Below are 12,608 nucleotides of genomic sequence, written 5' to 3'. Positions count from 1 at the left end.
AACAACGCTTAACTTTGTAACGTCAAAGTTAGCCGCTGTTCTTTTTTATTTGCTGAGAGAAATGAAATAACAGATTTAAAATAAAAGGTCATTTCCATTTTCGAATATAGTAATAAATGACAGTCCTTTGAAGCAAATTATTGAGAACGAACTCGGTGTAGGACAAACGATAGTCGAAGGTTTTATGCGTGCGACGAATTTGTGTGTACTTAACCGACGGTTTGTTAATTTCGGATATGGAACCTCAGCATGATGAAAGGTCATCGCTTGTGCCAAACGTAGTCAATTTCGAAGTGGCCTGCAATATGCTAAGTCTAACAATCGAGGTGTCTAAAGTATGAAGGAGCTTCTGTTGTCATTAGGAGCAGGTTTAATTATTGGTATGTTATTCAAGGTATTGAAACTGCCTTTGCCCGCACCGCCTGTACTTTCGGGTATTCTAGGAATTGTAGGGATTTATCTAGGCGGCAAGATCATGGAATTGTTTCTAAAATAGGAAGCAGGACTGGGTGCCGGTATTACTCTCGTCGCTTTTTAGGGACGGGAGCTTTTATTTGTTTTCCAAGCAAACAATTATACCGAATACATACAGCATACATTCAGTTAATCTTAAGAAAATTTTAATATTCGCTCCATATAATGAAACTATCGATAAAGCATGATATGGGAGGGATTCACATGGCAAAAATGAACAAAAAGTGGGTCGCCCTGTGTTCAACAGCCATTGGAGCTATTTATGCCGCTGGATATTTCGCAACGGAGACTCAGGCTACGATACAGCAGCCACAACAACAAGCCCAAGTTACACAGACTAAAAGCAGTCAAGTAAATAGACTTTATAAAGAGGGTACCTATACGGGTACTGGAAGCAATCGACGTGGATCGATTCAAGTGGCAGTCACCATTAAAAGCGATAAAATTACGGATGTTGAAATTAGCCATTTTGCCATGCATTATACAATAGATGACGTCGTAGGGCTGCCCCAAGAAGCTGTACAAAAACAAAGTGCACAAGTACGGAATGTATCGGGCGCTACCTACAGTACTCAGGCATTTAAAGACGCCGTACAAGATGGGCTTAACCAGGCGCGAAACTTATCATGAGCAATATCATGAAAAAAACAAAATTATTTATGGATACCGTGGTAGAGATACAGGTCGTCACTCGGAAATCAAAGGATCAAACAGAAGCAGCCATTGATAGGGCTTTCGAGGCATTTCGGAAAGTCGAACAAGCTTGCAGCCGTTTCAGCTTGGACAGTGAGTTGATGGCGGCATGCCGAGTAATAAAAACACCCATTCGGATTAGTCCGTTTTTATTTGAGCCTTTGAAGTTTGCTTTGGAGGTGGCGAAATGGACGAAAGGCGCATTTGATCCTGCCGTGGGAAAAGTAATGGAAGATATGGGGTTCAATCAACATTACTTAACTGGGGAAACCATCCATAGCTCCTCATCGGGTTTCGCTACCTATCGAGATATCATATTAAACGAGCAATATCATACGTTGTTTTTGCGGAAGCCATTAGTGATTGATTTAGGTGCCGTGGCTAAAGGATTCGCCATCGACTTGGCCGCACATGAGCTGAAAGAATTTGAAGGATTTGTCGTCAATGCTGGCGGTGACCTCTATGCTGGTGGAGTAGATGAAAATGGCAGCAAGTGGAGAATTGGCATCCAACATCCCGAACATAAAGAAGAAATTATACAAACGCTTGATATATCGAATGAGGCGATCTGTACATCTGGAAGTTACGAGCGCAAAAGCGCATTAAAAGCCGGCATGCATCATATCATCGACCCAATAACGAAACAATCACCGAGTGAATGGATAAGCTGCAGTGTCATTGCCCCTTATGCGATGATGGCGGACGCTTTCTCGACGACTTCCTTCTTATTGGGCGTGGACCGAGGGAGAATGTTAATTGAACAAGCTGATCTGAAGGGGATTTTGATTACATCCGACTTACAAATAGATAGAGTAGGGGGGATATAAATTGACAGCTAACCAATGGATAAAAACACCAAAGGGATATGTCGTAGTCTCCTTGGTTGCTTTTCTATTTATAGCCTCCATATGGTCAATTGATTTCAGGGGCATTTATAATAGTATCATTGCCGTCGTTGTATCATCAGCCGTGGATATCCTTTGTTCCCGTATTGCAAAAAGGAAGCGAATGATACCGGATGGTGCGGTTATAACAGGGTTAATTATAGCTTTAGTTTTAAGCACAACTTCTTCATGGTATATTGTTGCTGCAACTTCAATCATGGCTATTTTGTCGAAACATTTACTTGTCCATAAGAAAAAACCAATCTTCAATCCAGCGGCTTTCGGACTGCTTCTGTCCATCCTTTTCTTTCGAACAGGACAAAGCTGGTGGGGCGCATTCGGGGATCTTCCCACATGGACAGTTGTGTTTCTATTCATTGGCGGTTACATGGTGACGAACCGAGTGAACAAATTTCCTCAAGTTTTTTCATTTCTTGGAACGTATTTCATCTTTTTATTTATGATGGGGATTCTTCATGTCGGAGACGCCACTGACGCACTTCGATCACCTTTTATTAATGCTTCGCTTTTCTTTGCTCTTTTTATGCTTACTGATCCGCCTACTTCACCGGCTAAAAATAAGGATCAAGTCATTTTTGGCATCCTTTGCGCGGTCGTGGGTGCAGTTATTTATGGCATTTTTGGAGGTTTGATGTACTTATTTATAGGATTACTAATCGGGAACCTATACCACGTACTTGTACCGAAGCTTAGGAACGCTGCTGGACTTACTAGTTGAATGAGGGATTAACATTAGCGAATTTTTTAGTCAAAAAGAAACAGCTGATGCCGCTTACATGATATTGTTGGAAAATTTTGAGTCATGTTCTCTATGATTTCACATGTTACAATTTGTGAGATCCATATGGATCAAATAACTCAGGAGGCCGAAGCTTTCTATGAAGCACGGGGGACCCATTATTTGGGGTGAAGCCGCGATCTGCGGCCGGGTGATTACTCTTTGACCCGAATCCGACAGCTAACCTCGCAGGCCGCAAAAAGGAGAGGTTTATTTTGAAACGTTACAAAAAGCTTGTGGTTACCGGCGCAATTGGATTGAGCGTCCTCATTGGTTCGAGCGCGGCAATGGCCGCACCAGCAACGCATACAGTATCAGGCAATGATACCATGTGGTTAATATCCAAGAAGTATGGTATTAGCCTTTCTTCACTTATTAAGGCAAACCCTCAGGTTGCCAATCCGAACGTGATCTGGTCTGGTATGAGCCTCAACATTCCTGGAAGCATAAGCTCAAATGCAGGTAACAAAACGCCAGTTACAACTGCTCCGTCCCAATCAACGTTTGCTAACCAAGTCGTTAACTTAGTTAACCAAGAGCGAGCTAAGGCAGGACTTCGTCCTTTAACCAGCAACAGCGCACTTACAGCCATGGCTTTGGATAAAGCGAAGGATATGTACAACAACGGATATTTCGATCATACCTCGCCGACCTATGGGTCTCCATTTGATATGATGAGCACATACGGCATTCGTTATTCCTACGCAGGTGAAAACATTGCGAAAGGTCAACAAACGCCTGAAGCTGTCATGCAAGCTTGGATGAACAGCACAGGCCATCGTCAAAACATTCTAAGCCCCAATTTCACCCAAATCGGTGTTGCTTATTATAACGGCGAATGGGTACAGGAATTCATAAGTAACTAACGCAATAACATTTGTCTGCAGAATAATACGAGGGAAGGGCTGTCTCAAAAGTAGAAATCTACTTGAGGACAGCCCTGTTCTCTTTCTTCAGCAGATGGTTGCACGACAATTCCATTTAACTAGGATTGGTTTCTTTTTGTTTCGAGTCTTCTTCATGGAATACATGTATCCGTTTACATATGGTAGGCTTTCACTAAAGGGAACGTAGCGACGCTATTTACGCGAAATAGCTCTAATTCAAGCAAATGAGGAACGTAGCGACGCTATTTCGTTGTTCTTAGCTTCGAATAGCTCAAATCTCATCAAATAACGCCTCCTCGTTCCGCCAATTCAATTTTTAGCTCATTTTTACCAATTTAGTGGCTTGTCGTTCCGTTAAGATTAACGCTAGTCCAATGGACCTCGTTCTTATTGGTGGAAGTCCTAATGGATACGTGTAACTTTTTAGGTAGATACCCCTCAAGGTTAATAAAACCCATTCGGACAACATCTTTTTCGTTTTTTTATTTTACCTCTCCATTCCAAAATAAGTAAGATATAATAGAAATACACGAATGAATGTTCTGAGTAAATTTGAGCCTTGAGGTGGCATCATTGTATCCAATCTATTTAGATGAAATACCCAATGAAATTTATGATTATATCGGTGTCATTAAAGACATCAGATTTCCAAGGCAGGGTCATACTTCTGATGTAGCAATAATTGAAAGTTTACGAGGTTGTTTTGTAATAAAAAGAACGAAAGGTGAACAGTATTGTTCCTGGTTATCTCAAGAAATTGATGTTCTAAATTGTTTACATAACACAAAGTTACCTATTCCCACCGTATATCAATTTGTACAACAAAAAAGTGAAAATCAGTCTTGGGCATTGCTGCAATTTTTTGAGGGGGAACCATTAAGACATGCATTAAATAAAGAGAAAAATTCGAATAAGAAGCATGAAATGATATTCAATTTTGGTTTAACCTTGTCACAAATTCACTCAACTCCATGCCCCAAGGAATTAATTGGAGATACAGTTTGGTTGGATGACATGTTGAAACGTGCAGAATATAATCTTATACATTACTCAGTAGATGGAACAGCAGATCTATTAGAACAATTGAAGGAAAACAAGCCACAACCAATAAAAAGCACACTAATTCATGGAGATTTCACTATTGATAATGTATTAGCACGTGAGGGGAAAATAATAAGTATTATTGACTGGAGTGGTGGGGCGTTTGGCGATCCCAGATATGATGTTTCTTTGGCAATTCGACCCAAACCTAACGCTATTGAAACGGCATCAGAGATTAATACTTTCTTTAAAGGTTACGGAACTGAGATTTTAAGTAAAAAGGAATACGAATATTTTGAAGATGGTCGTTATAATTTCTTCTAATGTGTCTAATTGCTCCAAGATGGCTTCGTTAAGGTTACTCAAGTTGCTTGTGATGAAAGTAAGATCATATTTATTGTACTCCGCTGAAGTCGTATCCATCCTGTGATAAGCATAATATGCTGTCTAATAAACACTGGAAAAGGATGGATGGCATGCAATCTAAGTTAGCACGGCTGGCTAAGTGGAACCTACATCGCTTTTACTCGAGGTATCCTGAAATTGCAAAATATTTACCTCCAACAATGATTTTCAACCCTTCTACACTTTCTAATTTTTTGAAAAAATACAACTCTGTATATATCAAAGCTAATAGGCAGCATACTGGAAAGGGCATTATTAAAGCGTGGCGGGCGGCTAAGCATTACAAGTTTGTTAGGGTCAGAGGTAAAGCAAATCTTGCATCAACAACCTCTGAGTTATATGACAAAATCCTTCATTCAGGCTCTAAAACAACATATATTATTCAAAAAACCATTGATTTGGCTCAAATAAACGGTAGACCTTTTGATATTCGGGTTATGATGATGCGAGATGGCAAATGCAAATGGCATTATGCAGGGATGGTTGTAAAGGTGGCCGGGGAGCAAAGTGTTGTTTCAAATGTCCAGCGAGGTGGAGGTTACGTTATGAGGATTGAGGATGCTTTAACTCAATCTTTACACTTCGATAAACGTCGTATCGAGAAGATGAAAAAAGAATTGATTTCCTTATGTAGTAAAATTATTCGATACTCCGAAGAATTCCCTTTTTATTCCTATCAGAGTGGTATTGATCTTGCTGTAGATAAAGAGGGTAGGATCTGGATTATTGAGGTCAATCTTCATAATCCATCCCATGGACTCTTTAATAAGCTTAAAAACAAAACATTCTATCAAAGAATCCGTTTTTTGTTCGCTGATTATAGAAAACATAATAAACGACTGATATAGAAAAGGGCCTTTCTACTAAATCGTAGGAAGGCTCTTTTATTTAAATCCTCATTTATGGACATCAATTGGGTATTCGCCTAAAGCACTAGAGACATGAGCGGAATAAAGTACATGTAGAAGTTTAAGGCGAGAGCGAGGTATAAAAGTGCAAATTCATGTGGTGCAAAGAGGAGAGAATCTATGGCTGATTTCAGGTCGTTATGGCGTGAATGCCAATCGGATTATCGCTATCAATGAACTTCAAGAACCCAATCGTTTAGTCATCGGTCAGGCATTAGTTATTCCACCGCCTTATCCCGAATATGTGGTCCGGTTAGGAGACACGCTTGGGACGATTGCCGGCCGTTTCGGTATTACCGTAGAATCCATCGCTAGGGCAAATTTAATAACCGATACCACGCAGATTAGGCCTGGACAAGTATTAATCATTCCTGTTTTATACCATACCGTGAAGCGGGGTGAGTCACTTTGGGAGATCGCCCACCGTTACGGCGTTACTGTGCAGGCCATCGCACAAGCTAATGCAATTACAAATCCTGCACTTATTTCCTCAGGTCTAAACTTGAGAATCCCTGAAAAGCAGAGGCAGATCATCGATGTCAATGCTTATACCAACGTTTTCGGAAAGGTGGCTGCTGGGCAAGTTCGGAAGGATGGGATGCATCTAACGTACTTATGCCCTTTTGGTTATCGCATGAAGGACGATGGAACCCTAGAGCCCGTGGATGATCAGCAGCTCATTGCCGTTGCATATGAAAAACATGTCATACCTGTCATGTCGATCACTAATTTTTCCGCTACGGAAGCCGGATCGAAGTTGGCACATACCATTTTATCCAATCCCGATCTGCAAAATAAGCTACTGACTAACATCTTAACGATCATGGAAAGCAAAGGCTACCATGGTTTAAATGTTGATTTTGAGAATGTATATCCTAGTGATCGTGAGTTTTATAATCAATTTCTTCGACTTGCTGTCCGCAGGCTGCATGAGAGAGGTTTTTTTGTATCATCAGCCCTTGCCCCAAAAACAAGTTCAGAGCAAAAAGGTTTGCTCTACGAAGCTCACGATTATGCCGCCCATGGAGACATAGTCGACTTTGTCGTACTCATGACGTATGAGTGGGGATACAGATTCGGTCCTCCTCAGTCCATTTCCCCGATCAACGAAATACGACGCGTTCTTGACTATGCGGTCACTGTTATTCCTAGAAATAAAATATTTATGGGCTTTCAGTTATACGCACGTGATTGGCTCCTTCCTCATGTAAAAGGACAACAGGCAGAGACATTTGATATGCAAGAAGCTGTTCGCCGAGCCATTCAACATGGGGCAGAGATCAAGTACGATCAGTTGTCCCAAACGCCATACTATCGCTATGTAGATGAAAAGCAACATACACATGAAGTCTGGTTCGAAGATGCAAGAAGTGCCCAGGCCAAATTCGATCTGGTAAAGGAATATAACTTGAGAGGGGTCAGTTATTGGGTACTTGGTTATCCGTTTCCGCAAAATTGGGTATTGCTCGAAGATAATTTTCAAATCCGAAAGCTTATATGACAGTTACTTTTTTTCAAAAAAAAGATGTGCACCTGAAGGGCGCACATCTTAACTTAAAACACCACAATAACTCCTTGTACAGATGCTGCTCCTGCACCAACATTCGTGATTCGGAGTCTGTATGTTCCGGCCGGTATACGAAAGCTCAAAGCTACTGTAAGGGTTCCAGTCAACGTTACGCTGTTAGTAACCGGGATGCCAGTTATGGCATTCACAATCTGATATCTGACAACAGGGGTTGTAATACTGCCAGCTCCGCGGCGTTGGGAAACAATGATTTCTCCTCTATTTACTAGGTTCCGGACCTGGAAGGTTCCTGTGAAAACCGTTCCATTGAAAAATGGAAATGTAAACGTGAGTAATCGTTGAAGATGCGCAGATCTTCTTAGACTTATAGATCTTGATCTTGATTTCGATAGATTTAAAGAAGCTCTCAACCAATTCACCCCATCTCTTTTGATATATTAATAGAATTTGTACATATTTCATTTTGGTTCTTGATTATTGAAAGATAGACCATAATTTAGTTGAAAATGAATCTATTAAAACGTATTATAAGGATTAAAAAATAGAGACTTTGGAGTGATTGTAGTGGATATTAAAATAGATGATTTAACTGGACCCGAAGTGGTTGCATTAATTGGAGAACATCTTCAGCATATGGCATCTCTATCTCCGCCAGAAAGTACACATGCCCTTAATTTGGATAAATTGAAAAAGCCGGAAATTACTTTCTGGAGTGGATGGGAACAAAATGAATTAGCTGGTTGTGGGGCTATTAAGGAACTTGATAGTCAACACGGAGAGATTAAATCAATGCGAACTTCTTCAACACATCTAAGAAAAGGTGTTGCAAGGCGAATCCTTGAACACATCCTAGAAGAAGCCAAGCGACGCGGCTATCAACGGGTAAGTTTGGAAACGGGGTCAATGGAAGCTTTCGATCCTGCTAGACGAATGTATGAAAGTTTTGGGTTTCAATATTGCAAGCCGTTTGCGGACTATGTAGAGGACCCCAATAGCGTATTTATGACAAAGGAATTATGAGTTTAATGAGGATGAAACAATGGACAATCAGATAACCATTCAGGCTTTAAAATATGGAAATATACGACATTATGAGTGGAACACAATTTTATTAGAAAAGACGGATTCACACATTATTGTCCTAGGCGAGTACGGAAGAAAATTAAATCATTACACGAAACAAAAGGTATTTACCGTTGAGACTTGGACGATTGAATATTTCCCATTTGATTCATGGTTTACTGTTAGTGCCGATGTTGTTGGAGGTAAAATCCACCAATTTTATTGCAATATAAACCAGCCAGCGAAGATCGAAGGTAACACTGTTTCTTTTGTAGATTTAGACCTCGATTATGTACAAAGAAACGGTGAATGGAAGGTTGTTGATGAAGATGAGTTTGAGAGTAATGCAATTAAATTTGCTTATCCAGAAGCATTAATTCATAAAGCTAGTCAAGAGTTGCAGGACTTAAAAGAACTTGTTAGAAATCAAACATTCCCTTTTGATGGCTCGCTCGAAAAGTTTATTGACTGTATTCCAAGATAAATTATGTAGGTTAATTATGACTTACTCACGATAACATTTTATGGTAAAATGATTACTGGTAACGAATGGAATTTAAAAGTTACTGCTATCTCACCTTTGTTGATAACAACTACTGTTCATTCAAATTATTAATTTAATTGGGAAAGAGGAGTGTAGGTAATGACTCAACAGGAAGATATTATTAGAACAGTCAATCAATTGTTTATTTTTACAGATGAACGGAACTGGGTAGAAGTCAAGAAGTGTCTTGCAGTTGAAGTATGGTTGGATATGAGTTCCATGGGCGCAGGGCAACCAGCCATTATCAGTGCTCAACAAATTGTTGATGGTTGGGATGAAGGGTTGAAAAAGCTGCAAGCCATCCATCATCAGGTAGGTAACTATATTGTGGACGTGTCAGGAAATGAAGCAGATCTCTTCTGCTATGGGACGGCAAGCCACTATTTACCTAATCCGACGGGCCAAAATGTGAGAACATTTGTTGGGACATACAATGTTCATTTGACACAAATTGAAGACGTATGGAAAATTGATAAATTCCAGTTTAACTTAAAATACATAGACGGAAACAAAGATTTATAATTAGATTTAACGATTTTATTGTAAAAAGCAATTAACCATCGCATCTTTGATGCGATGGTTTTGCGTCTAGGTAGCCGCTGTACAAAAGCAGCACAATAAGAGATATATCTGCGATTTCGAATATGGTGATCACCGCATCGCTCTGATAAGATACTAGCAAACAGTAGAGACGAAAGGGTGGGAAAGATGCCATTTTTATCATTAACGAGTTGGAGCTTACATCGGAATTTGGGGCCCTTGCGGTGGACCCGTTGGGATGAAAACACGTTTACTCAAATAACGGATACCCAAGACCAACCTGAACTCATCTCTCTGCTTGAATTGCCGGCGGTTCTTGCGAAGAAAGGATTTAGGTCAATGGAAGTGTGTCATTTTCATTTTCCGGATATAAGTGAAGCCTATTTGCAAAGATTGAAACAAGCATTCACGGAAGCAGATCTCCAGTTTTACACGCTACTAATTGAATATGGTGATATTTCCAGTTCAGATGATTTGCGCAGACAATCGGACATCGCGTGGATCAAAGGATGGATCGACATTGCTGCACGAACGGGAGCTGAAAGGGTGCGCGTGATAGCCGGTGATGCGGCACCTACGGATCAAGAAGCTTTGCAGAGATCAATAGATGCACTCCGAGAACTAAGTTCTTATGCTGCTGTGCAAGGAGTACGCGTTGTTACAGAAAACTTTCACACACTAACTTCAATCGCGGATAATTGCCTTGCTTTATTGGAAGGATGCGGGGAGCTCCTTGGACTAACCTCGGATTTTGGCAACTTTAAAGGAACCGAGAAATACGGTGAACTTGCCAAAACGATTCCACACAGTGAGTCGATCCATGCCAAAGCACAAACAAATGCGAATGGATATCCGGATGAAGCTGAGTTTATTCGCTGTATGGAAGTTGCCAAGCAAGCAGAATATGAAGGACCTTTCACTCTTGTATATGACGGACCTGGCGACATGTGGGAAGGCATTGAGCGTGTAAGGCAGCTCACAGAACCTTATTTGAAATAAAATAATCACATTACAAACCGCTTGTATGGCGGTTTTTTGTTTTTTTATTAAAACTTAACATGTTTTTGTTCATGTAAATGCCGTAAAATGGGAGTTACAGGAAGAAGATCATGTTCTATTCAAGAACTAACCAAAGGAGAGGGTTTGTTTGATAAGGCTTGTAAAGTACGATGATCATTCATTATTTAAGGAGGATGTTAGCTCATTCTTAGTACAATATGAGGCAGAAAACAATTTAGTATTAGGTGTCTTACACTCATTAAGTGAAAAAGATGAAACTCCTCTTTGTATGGTTACTGTAATGAAAGATAACGACATAGGATTGGTCTTACTACAAACAAAGCCTAATCAAATTATTTTATCAAAATCGCTTTCTTTTACATCGAAGGAAATTCAAGTTATTGCAGAAGAGTTAATTAACGCAATTCAAGAAATACCCGGCTTTATAGGTGAAAAGATATTAACTTCTGAATTGGCCATGTATATTTCGAATGTAAAAGGGATTCAAGCAAGTGTCCTCATGGAGCAAAAAATTTATAAACTTGTAAAAGTTAAGAAAAAACCAAATTCGAATGGAAACATTCGGAGTGTTATAGAAAGTGATCATCACATAATTAAAGAGTGGTTGTATCAATTTTGTAATGAAACTAACCAACCTATAAGTTTAGAAGAAGCAGATACACGAGCTGCAAGGATGATTGATAAAGGAAATTTAGTTGCATGGGAAGTGAACGGAGAAATGGTTTCCATGGCTGCTTCTATACGTCCAACCCCAACAAATATAACAATCAGCTATGTTTACACGCCAATTAGAGAAAGAAAAAAGGGATATGCTTCTGATTGTGTTGCCGCTTACTCTCAAGTCTTGTTAGATCGCGGATATAAAACAACAAGTTTATACACGGACCTCAATAATCCTACTTCCAATAAAATTTATGTTCAAATTGGATATGAACCGATAATGGATTCAATCGTTATTCAATTTTAATAATCGACAAAGCCTACGTGCCCATTAAACAATCTTTATGTCAAAAACTGGGGGGATCATCATTATAATGAATGAGTTAGATGGGTTATTTCGTAAAAGAGTTGGTTTTCCAGAGAACGACATACTTACTTTTGAAAAGTTAGATAGCATGCTTGAGAAAACAGCAAAATCCCTTCCTTTTGAAAATTTAAGCATTATCTCAAATGAAACTAGTGTCATAACAAAAGAGAGTTTGATCACCAAAATACTCGTAAAAAATGAAGGAGGTCTATGCTATCAATTAAATCCGTTGCTTTATTTTTTCTTGGTTGAAAATGGGTTCGATGCAGTGTTAGTTCGCGGAGAAGTATACAATTATACAACGATGGACTGGTCAAAACTAGGGAGAACTCATGTTACTATTCTTTTGCAGCATGAAGGTCATACGTACTTGGTTGATACCGGATTTGGTGGCAATCTTCCGCTAAAACCTGTGCCCCTAAATGGAGAAACTATCTCCTCTCGGAATGGAGAATTTCGAGTCAAAATGATGGAAAGTGATTATGGGGACTATGTTCTTGAAATCAAACTAAAATATAAAGATACTGAGTGGAAAATAGGGTATGCTTTTGATACAAAACGACCATTAAAAGGTTTATCTGAATTGAACGAAGTCCAAGGAATCATAGTCCAGCACAAAGATTCACGATTTAATAAACACCCACTGATTACCCAACTTACAAGCGATGGAAATGTAACGTTAACCGATACTTCTTTCACTCAATGGATTAACGGGAAATCAAGTAAAGAAAAGATTGATAATGTTAAGTTCAAAGAGCTTGCAAAACAGCATTTTGGATTTCAAGAATTATGAGAA

General features: G+C 39.6%; 15 protein-coding genes and 1 riboswitch. Of the genes, 14 read left to right on the top strand and 1 reads right to left on the bottom strand.

Going from position 1 to position 12,608, the window contains the following annotated elements:
- The first annotated feature begins 337 nt into the window (after positions 1 to 337).
- The 8 genes from NYR53_RS18380 (at position 338) to NYR53_RS18345 (ending at position 7,592) form a co-directional block, all read left to right on the top strand.
- Positions 338 to 496, top strand: a complete 159-nt coding sequence (locus NYR53_RS18380) for a XapX domain-containing protein (RefSeq protein ID WP_261300698.1) — start codon at positions 338 to 340, stop codon at positions 494 to 496.
- 182 nt (positions 497 to 678) lie between these two features.
- Positions 679 to 1,104, top strand: a complete 426-nt coding sequence (locus tag NYR53_RS18375; protein ID WP_261300697.1) for an FMN-binding protein — start codon at positions 679 to 681, stop codon at positions 1,102 to 1,104.
- Between the two features lie 8 nt (positions 1,105 to 1,112).
- The gene (locus tag NYR53_RS18370) at positions 1,113 to 1,994 is read left to right on the top strand and encodes an FAD:protein FMN transferase (RefSeq protein ID WP_261300696.1); all 882 of its coding nucleotides are present in this window, start codon (positions 1,113 to 1,115) and stop codon (positions 1,992 to 1,994) included.
- A 1-nt stretch (position 1,995) separates the two neighbouring features.
- Positions 1,996 to 2,790 carry an RnfABCDGE type electron transport complex subunit D gene (locus tag NYR53_RS18365; RefSeq protein ID WP_261300695.1) on the top strand — a complete coding sequence of 265 codons (795 nt, stop codon included), beginning with the start codon at positions 1,996 to 1,998 and terminating at the stop codon, positions 2,788 to 2,790.
- 136 nt (positions 2,791 to 2,926) lie between these two features.
- A riboswitch (cyclic di-AMP (ydaO/yuaA leader) is annotated at positions 2,927 to 3,060 on the top strand.
- A 5-nt stretch (positions 3,061 to 3,065) separates the two neighbouring features.
- Complete coding sequence (locus NYR53_RS18360) at positions 3,066 to 3,716, top strand: CAP domain-containing protein (protein WP_261300694.1); 651 nt, start codon at positions 3,066 to 3,068, stop codon at positions 3,714 to 3,716.
- Positions 3,717 to 4,310: 594 nt separating this feature from the next.
- Complete coding sequence (locus tag NYR53_RS18355; RefSeq protein WP_261300693.1) at positions 4,311 to 5,102, top strand: phosphotransferase family protein; 792 nt, start codon at positions 4,311 to 4,313, stop codon at positions 5,100 to 5,102.
- A 152-nt stretch (positions 5,103 to 5,254) separates the two neighbouring features.
- On the top strand, positions 5,255 to 6,031 hold the full coding sequence (locus tag NYR53_RS18350; protein ID WP_261300692.1) for a YheC/YheD family protein: 777 nt from the start codon (positions 5,255 to 5,257) through the stop codon (positions 6,029 to 6,031).
- Positions 6,032 to 6,176: 145 nt separating this feature from the next.
- Entirely contained in the window at positions 6,177 to 7,592 is a 1,416-nt protein-coding gene (locus tag NYR53_RS18345; RefSeq protein ID WP_261300691.1) for a glycoside hydrolase family 18 protein, read from the top strand.
- A gap of 53 nt (positions 7,593 to 7,645) precedes the next feature.
- Here NYR53_RS18345 and NYR53_RS18340 read toward each other — a convergent pair whose 3' ends face one another.
- Positions 7,646 to 8,029: a hypothetical protein gene (locus NYR53_RS18340; protein WP_261300690.1), complete on the bottom strand. Its 384-nt coding sequence runs from the start codon at positions 8,027 to 8,029 to the stop codon at positions 7,646 to 7,648.
- Positions 8,030 to 8,183: 154 nt separating this feature from the next.
- On the opposite strand from NYR53_RS18340, the gene NYR53_RS18335 reads away from it, so the two are divergent.
- The 6 genes from NYR53_RS18335 to NYR53_RS18310 all read left to right on the top strand — a co-directional run bounded on the left by NYR53_RS18335 (position 8,184) and on the right by NYR53_RS18310 (position 12,605).
- Entirely contained in the window at positions 8,184 to 8,639 is a 456-nt protein-coding gene (locus NYR53_RS18335; protein WP_261300689.1) for a GNAT family N-acetyltransferase, read from the top strand.
- Positions 8,640 to 8,658: 19 nt separating this feature from the next.
- The gene (locus NYR53_RS18330; RefSeq protein WP_261300688.1) at positions 8,659 to 9,165 is read left to right on the top strand and encodes a DUF402 domain-containing protein; all 507 of its coding nucleotides are present in this window, start codon (positions 8,659 to 8,661) and stop codon (positions 9,163 to 9,165) included.
- Positions 9,166 to 9,324: 159 nt separating this feature from the next.
- The gene (locus NYR53_RS18325) at positions 9,325 to 9,747 is read left to right on the top strand and encodes a nuclear transport factor 2 family protein (protein ID WP_261300687.1); all 423 of its coding nucleotides are present in this window, start codon (positions 9,325 to 9,327) and stop codon (positions 9,745 to 9,747) included.
- Between the two features lie 186 nt (positions 9,748 to 9,933).
- Complete coding sequence (locus NYR53_RS18320; protein WP_261300686.1) at positions 9,934 to 10,764, top strand: sugar phosphate isomerase/epimerase family protein; 831 nt, start codon at positions 9,934 to 9,936, stop codon at positions 10,762 to 10,764.
- Between the two features lie 148 nt (positions 10,765 to 10,912).
- Positions 10,913 to 11,752: a GNAT family N-acetyltransferase gene (locus NYR53_RS18315; RefSeq protein ID WP_261300685.1), complete on the top strand. Its 840-nt coding sequence runs from the start codon at positions 10,913 to 10,915 to the stop codon at positions 11,750 to 11,752.
- A 67-nt stretch (positions 11,753 to 11,819) separates the two neighbouring features.
- On the top strand, positions 11,820 to 12,605 hold the full coding sequence (locus tag NYR53_RS18310; RefSeq protein ID WP_261300684.1) for an arylamine N-acetyltransferase family protein: 786 nt from the start codon (positions 11,820 to 11,822) through the stop codon (positions 12,603 to 12,605).
- The last annotated feature ends 3 nt before the right edge of the window (positions 12,606 to 12,608 follow it).

Source organism: Paenibacillus andongensis, from assembly GCF_025369935.1.
GTDB classification, from domain to species: Bacteria; Bacillota; Bacilli; order Paenibacillales; family NBRC-103111; genus Paenibacillus_E; species Paenibacillus_E andongensis.
Note: the sequence above shows the minus strand (reverse complement) of the source record. Positions and strands in the feature narration are given on the sequence as shown.